This window comes from Amycolatopsis sp. NPDC054798 (genome assembly GCF_053611505.1).
On sequence record NZ_JBSHAM010000019.1, the window covers coordinates 17,818 to 33,515 of the forward strand.

At 71.1% G+C, this 15,698-nt stretch carries 17 protein-coding genes; 12 read left to right on the plus strand and 5 right to left on the minus strand.

The genetic code is table 11. From position 1 onward, the window contains the following. Positions 1-2: 2 nt before the first annotated feature. Positions 3-755, plus strand: a complete 753-nt coding sequence (locus ACWGIC_RS14520; RefSeq protein WP_452076393.1) for an ESX secretion-associated protein EspG — start codon at positions 3-5, stop codon at positions 753-755. Between the two features lie 30 nt (positions 756-785). Here ACWGIC_RS14520 and ACWGIC_RS14525 read toward each other — a convergent pair whose 3' ends face one another. Continuing rightward, entirely contained in the window at positions 786-1,193 is a 408-nt protein-coding gene (locus tag ACWGIC_RS14525; RefSeq protein WP_452076394.1) for a winged helix-turn-helix transcriptional regulator, read from the minus strand. 85 nt (positions 1,194-1,278) lie between these two features. Here ACWGIC_RS14525 and ACWGIC_RS14530 point away from each other — a divergent pair, with 85 nt between their 5' ends. The 10 genes from ACWGIC_RS14530 (at position 1,279) to ACWGIC_RS14575 (ending at position 10,792) form a co-directional block, all read left to right on the plus strand. Then, positions 1,279-2,130, plus strand: coding sequence for an NAD(P)H-binding protein (locus ACWGIC_RS14530; RefSeq protein ID WP_452076395.1), 852 nt, complete (start codon positions 1,279-1,281; stop codon positions 2,128-2,130). Positions 2,131-2,427: 297 nt separating this feature from the next. After that, positions 2,428-2,784, plus strand: a complete 357-nt coding sequence (locus ACWGIC_RS14535) for an ArsR/SmtB family transcription factor (protein ID WP_452076396.1) — start codon at positions 2,428-2,430, stop codon at positions 2,782-2,784. A 33-nt stretch (positions 2,785-2,817) separates the two neighbouring features. Then, positions 2,818-3,297 carry an NADH-quinone oxidoreductase subunit B family protein gene (locus ACWGIC_RS14540; protein WP_452076397.1) on the plus strand — a complete coding sequence of 160 codons (480 nt, stop codon included), beginning with the start codon at positions 2,818-2,820 and terminating at the stop codon, positions 3,295-3,297. Beyond that, positions 3,294-5,294 carry a proton-conducting transporter transmembrane domain-containing protein gene (locus tag ACWGIC_RS14545; RefSeq protein WP_452076398.1) on the plus strand — a complete coding sequence of 667 codons (2,001 nt, stop codon included), beginning with the start codon at positions 3,294-3,296 and terminating at the stop codon, positions 5,292-5,294. Before ACWGIC_RS14540 ends, ACWGIC_RS14545 begins: the two co-directional genes overlap by 4 nt. Next, a complete protein-coding gene (locus ACWGIC_RS14550; protein ID WP_452076399.1) occupies positions 5,291-6,253 on the plus strand; it encodes a respiratory chain complex I subunit 1 family protein in 963 nt (320 codons plus the stop codon). The genes ACWGIC_RS14545 and ACWGIC_RS14550 overlap by 4 nt, the downstream gene beginning before the upstream one ends. After that, positions 6,250-6,888, plus strand: coding sequence for a hypothetical protein (locus ACWGIC_RS14555; RefSeq protein WP_452076400.1), 639 nt, complete (start codon positions 6,250-6,252; stop codon positions 6,886-6,888). Before ACWGIC_RS14550 ends, ACWGIC_RS14555 begins: the two co-directional genes overlap by 4 nt. Continuing rightward, on the plus strand, positions 6,888-8,360 hold the full coding sequence (locus ACWGIC_RS14560) for a proton-conducting transporter transmembrane domain-containing protein (RefSeq protein ID WP_452076401.1): 1,473 nt from the start codon (positions 6,888-6,890) through the stop codon (positions 8,358-8,360). The genes ACWGIC_RS14555 and ACWGIC_RS14560 overlap by 1 nt, the downstream gene beginning before the upstream one ends. Next, entirely contained in the window at positions 8,357-9,811 is a 1,455-nt protein-coding gene (locus tag ACWGIC_RS14565; protein WP_452076402.1) for a hydrogenase large subunit, read from the plus strand. The genes ACWGIC_RS14560 and ACWGIC_RS14565 overlap by 4 nt, the downstream gene beginning before the upstream one ends. Positions 9,812-9,836: 25 nt before the next feature. Next, positions 9,837-10,016, plus strand: a complete 180-nt coding sequence (locus tag ACWGIC_RS14570) for a hypothetical protein (protein ID WP_452076403.1) — start codon at positions 9,837-9,839, stop codon at positions 10,014-10,016. Beyond that, entirely contained in the window at positions 10,013-10,792 is a 780-nt protein-coding gene (locus ACWGIC_RS14575; RefSeq protein WP_452076404.1) for a hypothetical protein, read from the plus strand. Before ACWGIC_RS14570 ends, ACWGIC_RS14575 begins: the two co-directional genes overlap by 4 nt. Here the strand turns inward: ACWGIC_RS14575 and ACWGIC_RS14580 are convergent. The 4 genes from ACWGIC_RS14580 to ACWGIC_RS14595 all read right to left on the minus strand — a co-directional run bounded on the left by ACWGIC_RS14580 (position 10,789) and on the right by ACWGIC_RS14595 (position 14,534). Beyond that, a complete protein-coding gene (locus ACWGIC_RS14580; protein WP_452076405.1) occupies positions 10,789-12,024 on the minus strand; it encodes a pentapeptide repeat-containing protein in 1,236 nt (411 codons plus the stop codon). The genes ACWGIC_RS14575 and ACWGIC_RS14580 overlap by 4 nt on opposite strands. A gap of 94 nt (positions 12,025-12,118) precedes the next feature. Further along, a complete protein-coding gene (locus ACWGIC_RS14585) occupies positions 12,119-12,664 on the minus strand; it encodes a DUF6069 family protein (protein ID WP_452076406.1) in 546 nt (181 codons plus the stop codon). A 44-nt stretch (positions 12,665-12,708) separates the two neighbouring features. Beyond that, complete coding sequence (locus tag ACWGIC_RS14590; protein WP_452076407.1) at positions 12,709-13,302, minus strand: HdeD family acid-resistance protein; 594 nt, start codon at positions 13,300-13,302, stop codon at positions 12,709-12,711. A gap of 86 nt (positions 13,303-13,388) precedes the next feature. Next, complete coding sequence (locus ACWGIC_RS14595) at positions 13,389-14,534, minus strand: cytochrome P450 family protein (RefSeq protein ID WP_452076408.1); 1,146 nt, start codon at positions 14,532-14,534, stop codon at positions 13,389-13,391. Between the two features lie 87 nt (positions 14,535-14,621). Here ACWGIC_RS14595 and ACWGIC_RS14600 point away from each other — a divergent pair, with 87 nt between their 5' ends. Beyond that, on the plus strand, positions 14,622-15,692 hold the full coding sequence (locus ACWGIC_RS14600; RefSeq protein ID WP_452076409.1) for a TetR/AcrR family transcriptional regulator: 1,071 nt from the start codon (positions 14,622-14,624) through the stop codon (positions 15,690-15,692). Positions 15,693-15,698 lie beyond the last annotated feature (6 nt).

A 15,698-nucleotide genomic window follows, 5' to 3' on the forward strand; every position in this document is an offset into this window, starting at 1 on the left:
CGATGACGGCGATCCTCGACAGGCCGGTGCGGATGCCCCGGCCGGCGTTCTTCGTCGCATGGGAGTACTGCGGGCTGGGCAGCCTGCCGGCCGTGGTCGATCCGGACGACGCGTATGCCACCGCGGAATTCGCCGCGGAGCGGGAGCGGCGGGCGATGGCGGCGTTCGCCGGACTGGGGCTGGCCACGCCGGACGGGCGGCTGACCGGAGAGTTCCGCGCCGTGCTGAAACTGCTCGCCGCACCAGCGCGAGAGTGCTATTCCTGGACGGCGTTCAGCGCCCGCCCGGAGGACAACGGCGCGGTTTTCGCCGCCTCCGCTGGAGATGAGGCGGTCCGGCTGATCACCGACTACCGGTCGATCCAGCTCGATCCGATCCCGCCGGAAGGCTTGGCGTCGGCTCTGGTGGACGCGCTGCCGGAGTACCCGGCGGCCCGGATGGCGCAGTTGCGGGTGCCGACGGCCTATCTGGACGACGACGGCGTGGATCCGCTGTCGGAGATGTCCGGACGGGCCGACGAACTGCGGCATCTCCTGCGGGCGGACCGGGCCGCGGTGCACAAGCTCCACGTCGCGATCGGCAACGGCGACGGCCGGGTCCGCAGCACTCCGCTGACGGTGTACGACCTCGTCCGCGCCGGCCGGATCCTGGCGTTCACGAGCGACTCCGGCGAAGGCCCGGAAGCCACTGTGTACAGCGGGGACCGCGCCCATCTCGTGGACGCGCTGAACCGTACCTTCGACGGCTTGGGCTGACTGCTCGCAGTCAATTTCCCGTTCCGCCGGTCAAGCCTCAACCTTGTGCTGCCGATCATGCCGCCTCTGCGCCTTGACCACATCCACCGTCCGCGCCCCGACCCAGTCCAGCAGTCCCTGCAACGGCGTCGCCAGCTCCTGCCCAAGCTCAGTGAGCGAGTAAGTCACCTTAGGCGGCGTCGCAGGCTCCACCTCGCGGTTGATCAGGCCGTCGCGGGTCAAAGTCCGCAAATTCTGCGACAGCATCTTCTCGCTGATCCCGCCGATCGTGTCGCGTAGTTCGTAGAACCGCGCCGGTCGGTCGCGCAGCGAGAGCAGGATCAGCGTGCCCCAGCGGCTGCAAACGTGGTTGAGCACCGTCCGGCCGGGGCATTCGCTGTTGAACGCGTCACCCGGGGCCGCGGCGGCACGGCGTCCTGCCTCGATGCCTACTCCCATGCCGGGAGCTTACCTCGCGGTGCGTACTTACGAAAAGATAGCCCAAAACCTACGGTGAGTCTTCCTGTGGCACAAGGAGGTACTCATGACGTTTCTGGTGATCGGCGCGACTGGCAATGTCGGACGTCAGGTGGCCTTACAGCTGACCGAGCGCGGCCTTCCGGTACGCGCGTTGGCTCGACGGCCCGAGAAGGCCGATCTTCCCGACAGCGTGGAAGTCGTCCAAGGTGATCTGTCTGATGTAGACAGTCTGCGCACCGCGTTGCGTGGGGCCGACTCGGCGTTCTTGATGTGGCCGTTGATCTCCGGCGAACCGGCCGAGGCGATCGCGGACACTATCGCTGGCAGCGCCCGTCGTTTGGTCCTTCTGTCCTCGGCCGCGGCGCGCAGCGGCTCGGATGACGCGATCAGCCAGGTCCATCTCGCAGTGGAGAAGGCGATCGAGCGCACGAGTCTGGAGTGGACGTTCCTTCAGCCGCACGGTTTCGCGACCAACGCGCTCAACTGGGCACCGCACATTCGCAAGGACGGCGTGGTTCGCGGTGCTTACGGCTCGGCGTCCTCGACGCTCATTCACGAGGCCGACATGGCGGCGGTCGCGGTGGCCGCGCTGACCTCCGACGGGCACGCCGGCGCCAAGTACGACCTCACCGGCCCGTCCGCGCTCACCCAGGTCGACCAGGTCCGGGTGATCGGCGAGGTGATCGGCCGCGAGACCCGGTGGGAGGAGGTCTCCCGGGAGGTCGCGCGCGAACTCCTCCTCGAGCGGATCCCGGCGAAGTACGCGGACGTCATGCTCGACGCGTACGCCCGCTTGGCCCAGCGCGAACCCGACCGGCCGACGGCGACCGTGGAAGAGGTCACCGGGGTTCCGGCGCGGACCTTCGCCCAGTGGGTGGCTGACCACGCGGCCGAGTTCGACCCGCCAGTGCGATAAGGGCAGGGGGCGCGCGAAAGGGTTGATGCCGCGGTGCTTCCGGCCGGTGCAGGGGGCAAATGGCCAACGGCGGCGGATCCGGTGCGGCACGTCGTCCGACGAAGGTCGCGCTGGAGTCGGTGAACCGGTACCTGGCCAAGGAACTCAGCCCGCAGGGCAACCTGGTCGCCGCCGGGCGCCCAGGTCCTCACCGGTGCCGCACCCTCGGTAGTGCGCGAGTTCAGCAATTGCTAATATTCGCAATTGCTGAACCCTTCCGCCCCGCTCCCGGGCGGGCCCGGACCGCAGGAGGCGCGCGTGAGCAAGCCGCTCTACCAGCTGAAAGCCGAGTTCTTCAAGACGCTCGGCCATCCCGCCCGGATCCGGGTGCTGGAGTTGTTGTCGCAGCGCGAGCACGCCGTCGCGGAGATGCTGCCCGAGGTCGGGATCGAAGCGGCGAACCTGTCGCAGCAGCTGGCGGTGCTGCGCCGGATGGGGCTGGTGACCACGCGCAAAGAGGGGTCGAGCGTCTACTACTCACTGATCAGCCCGCAGGTCGCGGAGCTGATGGCGGTGGCGCGGGAGATCCTGACCGGCGTGCTGTCCGGGCAGGTCGAACTGCTCGACGACCTGCGGATCGCGCAAGCCGGCAGCACACCTCCCGCGGAGCGCTGACGTGCGCGGGACCCGGAGCGCCGGCGGTGCGCGGTGCTGAGGCTGTGGCGCGCGATCCGCCGGACGGGGCGGGCCGCCGAACCCGCTCCGCCGAGGCCGGAGCCGTTGCCGCGAGCGCGTGAGCTCGGCGGTTCGGTCCAGTTGCGGCACGTGGACGCGGGATCGTGCAACGGCTGCGAGATCGAGATCGGTGCGGCGTTCGGCGCGGTCTACGACGCCGAGAGGTACGGCGCGCGGCTGGTCGCGTCGCCGCGGCACGCGGACGGGCTGCTGGTCACCGGGCCGGTCACGCGCAATATGGCGGAGCCGTTGAAGCGCACGTACGAGGCAGTGCCGAGGCCGCGGACGGTCGTGGCGATCGGGGACTGCGCACGGGATTGCGGCGTATTCGCGGGCGCTTACGGAGTGACCGGCCCGGTGCGCGACGTCGTGCCGGTCGACCTCGAAGTGCCTGGTTGCCCGCCTCGGCCCGAGGCGATCGTCGAGGCGGTGCGAAAGCTGACGGGCCGGTGAACCTCGCGGCGGCAGGGCTCGGGACGGCGGTCGCGAGCGGGGCCGGGACAGCGCTGGTGAGTCTCGTGGTGCCCGCGACGGCCCGGACGCGAGTGTCGGGAAGCGGCACGATGCTCGCGGGTGCGGCCGGGGTCGCGGCTGGTGCGGCGGCACTCGCTGGGCAAACGGCGCACGCCAGTTTTCCGTGGCTGCTGCCGTTGTCCGGGTTTTCGCTCGAACTGGACCGGATGGGCGGCCTGTTCACCGCTGTCACCGGCGGAGTGGCGATCGCGGCGGGGCTGTACGGGATCGGTTACGCCCGGAACGGGCTGCGCGCCCGCACGGTGCGGGCGGTGCAGCCGCTGTTCGTGGTGGCGATGCTGCTCGTGCCGGCGGCGGCATCGGTTGGCACCTTCCTCGTGTGCTGGGAACTGATGGCGGTCACGTCGCTGGTGCTGTTGCTGGCCGAGCACCGGCTGCGGCCTTCGGTCGCGTCGGCGGGCCGGTGGTACGCGGTCATGACGCATCTCGGGTTCGTGACTGTCCTCATTGGACTGTTTTGGTTCGCTGCTCTCGCGGGCGGCGACAGTTTCGCGGTCTTGCGCGCCGCTTCGCCGCCACCAGGCACGGCGAGTGTGATTTTCCTGCTCGTACTGGCCGGATTCGGTTCGAAGGCCGGGATCGTGCCGCTGCACGCCTGGCTCCCGCGCGCGCATCCGGAGGCGCCGAGCCACGTGTCCGCGCTGATGTCGGCGGCGATGGTCAACCTCGGCGCGTACGGCGTGCTGCGCGTCGGGTTCGACCTCCTCGGCGGCGGCTCGCGCTGGTGGTGGGGCGTCGTGCTGGCTCTGGGCGCGGTCTCCGCGGTGTACGGGATCCTCCAGGCGGCCATGGCGTCGGATCTCAAGCGCCTGCTGGGGTATTCGACCACGGAAAACCTCGGGATTATCTTCGCCGGGATCGGCGCGGCCGGGCTGCTCGCGTCCTCGGGCGCCCGGACCGCGGCGGGGCTGGCGCTGGCCGCCGCGTTGCTGCACACCGTGGGGCACGCCGCGTTCAAGACGCTGTTGTTCCTTGCCGCCGGATCAGTCGTCCACGCGACCGGCACGCGCGACCTCGACGCGCTCGGCGGGCTGCGCACCCGGATGCCGTGGACTACCGGCCTGTTCGGTCTCGGCGCGCTGGCCGCTTCGGCGTTGCCGCCCGGCACGGCGTTCGTGTCGGAATGGCTGCTGCTGCAGGCACTGGTGCACGGTCTTCCCGCCGCAGGTGTGGTCACCGCGGTTGCGATGCCGCTCACGATGGCCGCTGTCGCGCTCACCGCTGGCCTTGCGGTGGCGACGTTCGTCAAGGCGTTCGGCATCGGCTTCCTCGCGAAACCGCGCGGTGCCGATGCGGAACGAGCGCATGAAAGCCCAAGGTCGATGCTCGTCGGAATGGGCCTCGCGGCGGTGGCCTGTGTGGTGCCGGCGTTGTTCCCCACGCTGGTGTTGCCTGCGGTGGGCGCGGCGGCGGGCTTCGGCGATCCGGCCGCACGCGACCTGCTCACCGTGCGGCTGAACGGGGTCTCGGGCACGGTCTCCCCGTTGCTGATCACCTTCGGTCTGCTCGGTGGCGCGCTGCTCGTGGTCGCGGCGGTGCGGATGCTCGGGCAGGGCCGGGCGCGCCGGGAAGCGCGGCTCTGGGACTGCGGCGGTGGTCCCGCGACGGCCAGGGCGGAGTACACCGCGACGTCGTTCGCCGAACCGCTGCAACGGGTTTTCGACGATGTGGTGCGCCCGGAGACCGATGTGGACGTCGGCCACTACGACGAGGCGCGCTATCTCGTGCGCCAGGTCGCCTACCGCCGGGAGGTGCCGGACCGGATTGAACGGGTGCTTTACCGGCCGGTCCTTGTCGCGGCCGCCGCGTGGGGCCGCGCCGGGCGGCGGCTGGCCACCGGCAGCGTGCACCGATATCTCGGCTACGGCTTCTCCGCGGTGGTACTCGCGCTGATCCTGCTGGCGGTGACGCGATGACCGGGTTCGCCGCCGCCGGAGCGGTCGTGCAGACAGTGCTCGTGGTCGCCGGGGCACCGGTGCTGACCGGCCTGATGCGGCAGGTCCGCGCCCGGCTGGAGGGACGCGCGGGCTCCGGAGTGCTCCAGCCGTGGCGTGACCTTCGAAAACTGTTGCGGCGCAAGGAAGCGCTGACGCCGCGCGGCACCGGTCAGGTCTTCCGGACCGCGCCGGTGCTGCTGATGGCGACGACGCTGCTCGTCGCGTTCGCGGCCCCGTTCGTCACCACCGCGTCGGCGCTGCCGCCGGTGGCCGACCTCTTCGCGGTGGTCGCGCTGCTGGCGCTCGGCACGGTCGCGCTCGCGCTCGCCGGGCTCGACACCGGCACCGCGTTCGGCGGGATGGGCGCGAGCCGCGAGATCACCGTCATCGCGCTCGTCGAGCCGACGCTGCTGGTCGCGATCCTGGCGCTGTCCGCGCGGGCGGGCAGCACCGATCTCGCCGCGATCGTTTCGTCCACAGTGGACGATCCGGCGCGGGTCGGGTCGCCGGTGAGCCTGCTGGCCGCGGTCGCGCTGGCGATCGTGGCGGTCGCGGAGACCGGGCGGCTGCCGGTCGACAACCCGGCCACCCACCTCGAGCTGACGATGGTGCACGAGGCGATGGTGCTGGAGTACGCCGGGCCGGACCTCGCGCTGGTGGAACTGGCGTCCTCGATGCGGCTGGCGGTGTTCCTCGGTCTGCTGGCCAACCTGTTCGTGCCGTGGGGGATCGCGACCTCGGCGTCGCTGCCCGCGCTGCTCGCGGGAGCTGCGGCGTTCGCGGGGAAGGTCGGTCTGCTGGGCGCGTCGCTCGCGGCCGCCGAGGTGTTCTTCGCGAAGCTGCGGCTTTTCCGGGTTCCGGAGCTGCTGGCGGGATCGTTCCTGCTCGCGCTGCTGGCGGTGGCCGCGTCCTTCGTCCTGCCGGGAGGTGCTTCGTGACCGAGCTGCTTTACCTGGCCTGCGGGCTGTTCCTGCTGACGGCCGTGCTGGCGCTGTGGCGGCGCGAACTTCCGGTTCTGGTGCGGGTGCTCGCGGCGCAAGGCGTCGCGCTCGCCGGGATGGCCGCGTTGCTCGCCGGCTCGGCCGAGGCGGGACTGGTCGCGGCGGGACTGCTGGTCCTGCGGGCCGGCGTCCTGCCGTGGCTCGTGCGGCGGGCGATCGCGCGCCAGGGCCCGGACCGGCGCGAGACGCGTCCGGTCGTGAACGTGACGGCTTCCTTGCTGTCGGCCGCTTTGCTCGCGCTCGTCGCGTACGCCGTGTCGCGGCCGCTCGTGGAACTCGATCCTTCTCCGGCTTCGGCGGCCGCGCCGGTGGGCCTGACCGTGGTCCTGATCGGGTTCTTCGTGCTGGTGACCCGGCGGCGCGCGGTGTCCCAGCTCGTCGGATTCCTGGTGCTGGACAACGGGATCACCGCGACCGGCCTGCTGCTCGGCGCGGAGCCGGGGCTGCTCGTGGAAATCGGGGTTTCGCTGGACGTGCTGCTGGCGGTCCTCGTGCTGCAGATCCTGTCCGGCCGGATGCGGCAGCTGTTCGGCGGCACGGACCTCGGCGAGCTGCGGGAGTTGCGCGACTGATGGCGATCCTGGTCGTAACGGCGCTCGTGGTGCCCGCGGTGACGGCACTGGGATTCCTGGTGCCCGCGTGGCGGCGCGGCATGCTGTGGGCGGGCGCGGCGAGCGCCGTCGTGGGTCTCGCCGTGGCGGTCGCGCTGGCCGTCGCGGTGGTGCGCGCCGGTCCGGTCAGCGCGCTGGGCGGGCTGCTGCGGGCCGACGCGTTGTCGGCGTTCTTGCTGGTGGTGATCAGTGCGGTCGCGATTCCGGCGACGCTGGCGACGCCGGGGCATTTCGCGACGGAACGCGCTGCGGGCCGGGCGACCGCACGCACCGCGTCGAGGCACGGACTGCTGGTCCACTTGTTCCTCGCCGCGATGACGCTCGCCGTTCTCGCCGCCGGCCTCGGGCTGCTGTGGGTGTCGATCGAAGCGACGACGGTCGTGACCGCGTTCCTCGTCGGCCAGGGCCGGACCCGGACCGCGGTCGAGGCGGCGTGGAAGTACGTGGTGATCTGCTCGGCCGGGCTCGCGCTGGCGTTGCTGGGCACGCTGCTGCTCGGGTACGCGTCCGGGCACGCCGGCGGCGGCCTCGATCTGGCTGGCCTGGCTGCTGGGGCAAGCGGCCTCGACAATGGCGTAACGCGGATCGCGGTCACCCTGCTGGTGCTCGGGTTCGGAGCGAAGGCGGGGCTGGCTCCGCTGCACGCCTGGTTGCCGGACGCGCATTCGCAGGCGCCCGCGCCGGTGTCGGCGTTGATGTCCGGGGTGCTGCTCGCCGTCGCGTTCTACGCCGTGCTCCGGGTGAAGGTGATCTCCGACGCCGCGCTCGGCGCCGGGTTCGCCCGCGGCCTGCTGATCGTGATGGCGCTCGCGTCGCTCCTCGTGGCGGCGACTTTGCTGCTCGCGCAACGCGATTACAAGCGGATGCTGGCCTATTCCAGCATCGAGCACCTCGGGCTGGTGTCGTTCGGCGCGGCGGTCGGCGGCCCGGTCGCGACGGCGGCGGTGCTGGTGCACGTGCTCGGCCACGGCCTGGTCAAGGCGGTGCTGTTCCTGGGCGCGGGCCGGGTCGCGCAGGGGACCGGCACGAGCCGGATCGACCGGGTGCGCGGGCTGGCCGCCCGCGGTCCGGTGCTCGCCGGCTGTCTCGGCGCCGGGGTGCTGGGGCTGGCCGGGATGCCGCCGTTCAGCCTGTTCGCGAGCGAACTGGGGCTCGCCCGCGCCGGTTTCGCCGGCGGGCTCGGCTGGGCGACGGCGATCGTTCTGGTCCTGGTGCTGGTGGTCGCGGCGGCGCTGGCCGGGCACACGACGCGGATGCTGCTGGGCGAACCACCCGGCGGCCCCGGTGCAGCGCGCGCTCCGGTCGCGGTGCCGCGGGCGACGCGGGTCGCGCTCGTTCTCCCGCTCGCGGCCGCGGCGGTGCTCGGGTTCTCGACCGGCCCGCTGGCGTCGTTGCTGCACGCGGCCGCGCTGGCCGGGGGAGGGGGCTCGTGAACGTACGGGAAGCGGCCCCGGCGGAACTGCCCGCGGCGGCGGAATCGTTGCTGGCGGACGGGTTCCGCGTCGCGCTCGTGTCCGGGCACGACGACGGCGACCGGTTGCGCGCGGTGTATTTGTTCCTGGCTCCAGGCGACCGCCGGGCCGAAGTGCACGTGCGGCTCCCGCCGTCCGAACCGCGGCTGCCGAGCCTGGCCCGGCTGTCGTTCCCGGCGGGCCGGTTCGAGCGCGAGATGCGGGACCTGTTCGGCATCGTGCCGGAAGACCATCCGTTGCCGCGCCGGCTGGTCCGGCATTTCCACTGGCCGCGCGGCTGGTACCCGATGCGGGCCGGGGCCGGTGCGCCGCCGGAGTTCGGCGAGGCCGACGGGCCGTACCCGTTCCGCGCGGTGGAAGGGGCCGGGGTGTCGGAGATCCCGGTCGGCCCGGTGCACGCCGGGATGATCGAGCCGGGGCACTTCCGGTTTTCGGTGTCGGGCGAGACGATCCTGAACCTCAAGGCCCGGCTGTGGTTCGTCCACAAAGGACTGGAGGCGCTGTTCGCCGGCCGGGAGCCCGAGGCCGGGATCGAACTGGCCGAAAGGATCAGCGGCGACACCGCGGTCGGGCACGCGCTGGCCTACTGTCTCGCCGTGGAGGACGCGCTGGGCATGGAGGTGTCCGCGGACGCCGCACGGGTCAGGGCGATCCTGCTGGAACTGGAACGGATCCACAACCACGTGGCCGATCTTGGCGCGCTGTGCAACGATGTCGGCCACTCGGTGCTGAACTCGCACGCACAGACGGTGCGGGAGAAGCTGTTGCGGCACAACGAGGAAGTCGCCGGCCACCGGCTCCTGCGCGGCGGCGTCCGGCTCGGCGGGGCACGGCTGGTCCGATTGCCGGACGTGGCGCGAGTGCGGGCTTTGGCCGCTGAAGCCGAGGAGATCGCTTCGCTGGCGGTGGAGCATCCCGTGGTGCGCGACCGGTTCGCGGGCACGGCGGTGCTTTCGGCGCGGCAGGCGGAGGATCTCGGGGCACTCGGGTACGTCGCGCGGGCCAGCGGTCTTCGCCGCGACGCGCGGTACGAGCACCCGTTCATCGATTTGGGCGAGCCGGTGCGCCACTCGCGGACCGACGGCGACGTGCTGGCCCGGTTCCTGGTGCGGGTGGAGGAAATCGGCCATTCGGCGGAGCTCGTGGAACGGCTGACCGGATCGCTGGGCAGCCGGCAGGAAACCGCGGCTCCCGGCGGTGCGCGGTCCGGAGTCGGGATCGCCGAGGGCTGGCGCGGCACGATCGTGCACCGCGTCGAACTCTCCGCCGGAGTGCTGAGCCGCGTCAAAGCCGTCGACCCGAGCTTCTTCAACTGGCCAGCGCTGCCGGTGGCTCTCGTGGACACGATCGTCCCGGATTTCCCGCTCGCCAACAAGAGTTTCAACCTCTCGTACGCGGGCAACGACCTGTGAATCCCCCCCCTCTACCGGAGACAGCATGCCGAGTGAATTCGTCAGGGAATTGAAGCGGGGCGTCGCGGCGGCGCGCCAGGCCTTGGAATCCGCGGGCGAGGACGACGCGGACACCCACCGCGCGCGGCTGGCGGAGCTGCGGGACATCGCGCGGCACAACGAAGTCGACCTCGGCAGCCCGGACGAGGGCGAGACAAGCCGGTGAACGGGCTGGCAGTGGTGGGGGACAGCGCTCCGGGCGAGCCGGAACCCTCGCTCGCGCTGCTGAGCGCCGACGCGCAGGCGATCCGGGAGCACACTGGCGTGCCGGCGTCGGCGTTCGCGGTGCGTTCGCGGAACGCGGGCGAGCTGTCGGTCGCGCTGCGGTCGTTGCCGGACGACGTCGAAGCGGTGTACTTGACCGGGACCGAACCGGCGAAAGCCCGTGCGGCGCAACGGGACATCGCCGCGGGCGGCGGAGTGCCGGTGATCACCGAGGAGGAAACCGCGAGCATCGCGACGGCCGCCGCGGTGCTTGTCCGGTCGCGGCGGCTGCACGTCGCGCCGTTCGCGGCGAAAGTCGTGGTGGCGGGCTCGGACACGATGCCGTTGCTCGTGCCGCTGCTGGTCGCGTCCGGGATCGGGGAGGTCGTGGCCTGGCGGCGCGACGACGCGGACCGGTACCCGCTCGCCGAGATCGCGCGGAACGCGACCGCGGTGGTCGATCCGGCCGGGGAACTGGGCGGATCCGCGCTGGCGGCACCGGAACGAAGCGCGCGGCTGCTGCCGCTGCCCGGGCTGTTCGCGGCGTTGCGGCGGGGACTGGTCGCGCGGCCGGTGAACGATCCGCTGTATCAGCTGGACGTGCACCGGGCGTGCGCGCACGCGCTGACGACGCTCACGCCGGTGGACCGGTCGCTGCCGGAACTGTCCGATCCTGATTTGGCCGTGCGGGTGCTGGACGCGATCGAGGAGGCGTTGCGGCCGCCTCGGCGGCGTTAGACGGTGTCTTCGAGGCTCAGCTGGTCGGATTGGAGTTGCGGGGGCCGGTAAGGGGCTCCGTTGAGGGTGGTGCCGTGGAAGCCCACGTCACCGTCGAAGTTGGCGTTTTCGAAGGTGGTGTAGTTCGTGAAACTCACCTGGTCGAACCACGCTTCGTTGCCGAAACGGGCACGGTCGAAGTATGCGCTTTGGGTCGCCGCCTCGTCCTCGAACACTGGGGCGGTCATGAAACCGGCCCCGTCGAACCTCGCGCTGCGCTCGAATTCCGCACCGCTGAACCGGGCGACGCCGCGGAGCAGTGCTTGGTCGAAACGTGCGGCTTGCTGGAATTTCGCGTGGCGGAACATGATTGTTCCGACGAATTCCGTGTTCTCGAAGCGTGCTTCGCCGCGGAAGACTGCGCGACCGAGATCGGCGCTGCCGGAGAAGGTGGCCCGGACGAACCAGGCTTCGTTCTCGAAGACGGCATCGTCGAACCGGGTCGTGCCGGTGAACGTGACCTCGTGAAACCAGGCCTCCCCGATGAACCGGGCGCCGGTGAAGCGGGCGTTGTGCAGCGCAGCGCCGTTCAAAGTGAAGTCGAACAGCACCGCGCCCGACAGATCGAGTTCCACCCCGCTCCAGAACAGTTCCTGCGGAGCGTCGGGAATGAGGTGCTGGACCAGCAGTCGCTGCGCGGTGAGCCGGACCTCGCGTTCCTGCCGTGGCTCCGGGTCGGTGCTGCCGGCAGGCAGGTCGTACGGCATGCGCAGATAGGCGCTCAGCACGTGGACGATCGTCGGGCGCAGCCGCGCGTTTTCCTGGGCGAGCCGGTCCAGCGCGTACAGTCCGGCCAGCCGGACCGGGGCTTTCTCGGCGCCGAGCTGCTCGACGGACTTGAGGTAAAGCTCGTTGATCCGCCGCTCGGTCGCGTCGTGCCGGGCGTCGTCGTTCGCCTGCTCGCGCAAGCGCAATTCCGCGCGTTTGGTCGCGAGGTCCCGTTCAGCGGTTTGCTGACGGCGGGCAGCCAGAAGAAGCGCCAGCGCGCCACCGGTGCCGACCACGATGGTGCCCACGGTCCGGATGCCGTCCAGCCGAACGCGGTCCGCCTCGGTGCCGTGCCCGGACCAGGCGAAGAGAATCCAGCACGCGCCCGCCGCGATCGCGGCCACGGCGATCGCGCAGATGAGGATCGTTCGGCTGGAAAGGACGCCGTCAGCGCGGGATTCGTCCCGGTCGTCAGACGGTGCCATCCCTCCATGATCAGCCTTCAGCCGACGGAAGAAAGCGGCAATCGGGGTGGAACCCGCTCCGCCGTCCGGATGGTTCGCGAAACCCCGAAACCATTCAGCGGTCGTAATACGTGGTCGGCCCCTCCGGCCATTGCCGCGTAGGCGGAGGCGGCTGCTGCTCCGCCCGGCTGCTCTTCTTCCGCCGATGCAACGTCCGCGCACTGGCCGCCATGCTGCTCACCAGCGAAGCGATCACCAGCCCGATCACCAGATTGATCGCCGCCGTCGCGATCTTCGCCTCCATGCCCACCGTCAGGGTGAGCGGCAGGACCACTGCGATGGCCGTCACCAGCACCATGATCCAGCCGAAGAACTGCCCCGGCGCGGGGGTCGCCACGCTCAGCAGGTGCATCAAACCGGTCGCCAGCAGGGCGACAGCGGCGGCGGAGATGGCGTACGTCGGCGTACTCGCCTTGCCCCACAGGCCGTCGCCTTTCGGGGCGAGTACTGGCACGTCGAAGATGCCTCGCGCGATCAGCAGGCCCACCACCGCCACGAGCGCCGCGACGACCGCGGTGGCCACTCCGCCCGCCCACAACCTCGCTGCGTCGATGCCTGGCCGGGTGTCCTCCCCGTAATCGCCGGGGTAATGCTGCGCCATCGGCAGTCCCTCCGTCGCAAAACCGGTCGCTGACGATTGTCGCGCTAGTTCGGCTGCTCTGCCGGGTCGGCGGACTTCGCCAGCTTCCGCAGCCGCAGCGACAGGACTACCAGGGTTACCCCGTAAATGACCGCGTAAATCCCGATCAGCAGCGCTACTCCGAACGCGCCCGCGATCGGGTGGAACAGCACGAGCACCCCGGCGATCACCGAAAGCGCGCCCGCGACGATCAAAAACGCCTCGCCGGTGATCTGCTTGCGCAGCCGGATCGCGGCGACGATTTCCATGATCCCGGTGACTACCGCCCACGCCCCGACGAGTGTCGCCAGCACCAGCACGGTCACGCCTGGCCACACCAGCGTCATGATCCCGGCGACGACGCCCAGCACGCCGAGCAGCGCATACGCGAACCGGTGCGTGCCGTCGCCCGGCCGGAACGCCTGCATGAGCGCGCCGACGGCGTCGATCAGCACGTAGATCCCGAACAGGAAAGCCAGCGCCAGCACGGTGATCCCCGGCCACACCAGCGCCAGTACGCCGAACAGGACGCCGAGGATCCCGCGCGTGAGCACGAGCGGCCACGCGCGCCGCGGGTCGAGCACCGCGAAGCCGAGGACGGGCGGAATGGGCGTGGACATGGATTGCCTCCCGGGTGTCGTGCTGACCTGGCGAAACGGTAGCCGGACGGGGGCCGCGCCGCCGGGACCTCACCCGATCGAGGGCGCTACCAAGCGACCGTCAGCCCGGCGAGCCGCCACGTCCCGGGGTCGGGTACCCGCTTCGCCTCGAGGACACGCAGCCCGGGGAACCGGTCCAGCAACGCGGTCAGCGCCACCTCCGCCTGCACCCGCGCGAACGACGCGCCGAGACAGAAGTGCGGGCCGTGCGCGAAACCGAGGTGCGCGCCGGCCGAGCGGCGGACGTCGAATCGGTCCGGATCGGCGAAGACGCGCGGATCCCGGTTCGCCGCCGCGATCGAGGCGGTCACCGGCTCGCCCTCACGGATCCGCACTCCGTGCAATTCCAGGTCTTCGGTGGCCCGGCGGGGAATCGTCAGCAGCTGCGAACCGCACCAGCGCATCAATTCCTCGACCGCGCCCGGCCACAATTCCGGTTCCGCGCGCAGCAGCGCGAGCTGATCCGGGTGCACCAGCAGGGTTTCCACGGAATTGGCGATGAAGTTCGCCGGAGTCTGCCCGGCCAGGACGAGCTGCCAGACGAGCGCGACGGATTCCGTTTCGCTCAGGCCCGCGCTCGTCAGATGCGCCAGCAGCGCGCTGTCCGGATGCGCGACCAGCGTTCGCGAGCTGTCGATGATCCCGGGCACTGCGGAGGCGAACTCGCCGCCGGACACCTGCACGACCGCCGCGCCGTATTCGTGCCAGCGCGGCCGTTCGGCCTCCGGAACGCCGACGAGCGCGCAGATGACCTCCATCGGCAGTGGCTGGGCGAACTCGGCCAGCAGGTCGATGGGGCCTCCCGCGGGCAGCGCGTCCAGGTACCGCGCGACGATCTTCTCGATCTCCGGCCGGAAGTCCAGCGCGCGGCGGGCGGCGAAGGCGGGGGTGGCGAGGCGGCGCAGCCGGGCGTGCTCGGCTCCTTCCATTTCCTGCATGGTCCGCAGGTAAGGACGGCAGTGCTCGGGCACGTCCGGACGCTGGTAGCTGGCCTCGCTCAAGGCGAACCGCTGGTCAGTGAGCATCGCGCGCGCTTCGGCGTGCCGCGTCAGCACCCACATCGGCGGGAAGCCGGTGCCGGTCAGCTTGGCGACCGGGCCCTGTTCGCGAGCGGCTCCGAACGCAGTGAACGGGTCGTGCAGGACGGCCGGATCGGCCAGGTCGAGTTCGGGAACGGGGGACGAGGGGGACACCGCAGCCTCCAGATGTTCTGTTCAGATGATCTCATCATATGAATGATGGCGGTATCTTGGCAAGGAAGCGGACCGGGAGGACTCACGATGGCTCGGCTGACCAGGGCGCAGACGCAGGAGCGCAACCGGGCGAAGGTGCTCGCCGCCGCGCGCGACGAGTTCACCGAACGCGGGTTCCGCGACGCCAAGATCGACGTCATCGCCGAACGCGCCGAGCTGACCCGCGGCGCGGTCTACTCCAACTTCCCCGGCAAACGCGCGCTCTACTTCGCCGTGCTCGCGGCGGAAGCGGAACGGTTCGCCGCCCAGCCGCCCGAGCCGGACCCGGGCCTGACGCCCGCGGAAGTCCTCGGCGCGTTCGCCCGCGCCTGGGTCGCCCGGCTGCCGCTGGCCACCGACCCGGACGCGCGCCTCGGTGTCGACCTGCTGCCGGAAATCCTCGCCGACGAACTCACCCACCGGCCGTACGCGCAGCTGCTGCGGTTCGATGCGATCGTGCTCGGCCTTGCACTGGAAAGGCTTTCGCCGTCGTCCGGACGATTGGTGCGAGTGGCGGAAGCGGCGCTGACGACTCTGCACGGGGCGAGCCAGCTCGCGGCCGCGGCACCCGGTTTCGGGGAGCCGTTCCACGTCGTGCGCGTGTGCGAAGCGTTGCCGACGCTGGGTTTGGCCGACACCTGGCCGGAGCCGCCGATCGTGCCGCAAGCGCGGGCCGCCGGGGAAACCTGGTCTCCGCCAGAGGTTTTCGACGCGTTGAGAGAGCGTCCGGTCCGCATCGACGGCGACGGAGTGGTCGCGGTGGTGGGCCTGCACCGGCTGTCCGCGGTGGAGGAAGCCTTGCGCGCGGCCGGGGAGGTCACGCTCGTCGTGGTGACCGGTCAGCCGGGGGAGCTGGTGCCGTTGACCAATCTGGTGCTGGCTGATCTGCGAGGGTCGCTGAAGCGGTCGTGCCCGGAATCGGCGTGGCCGGACGTGCGGGTAGTCGTGGACGAAACCGGTGCGGTGGCCGCGGCGGCTGGAGTTTCGGCGGTGAGCGACGCGACCGAGACGGCCATCCGGGTCCACAATGGACGGATTCTGCTTCGCGCGGAGGGCTTCGGTGCCTGCCACGCCGCCGCGACCGGCACGGTGCCCGCTGAGTCCGGGGAAAAGAGGTAGCCGGAC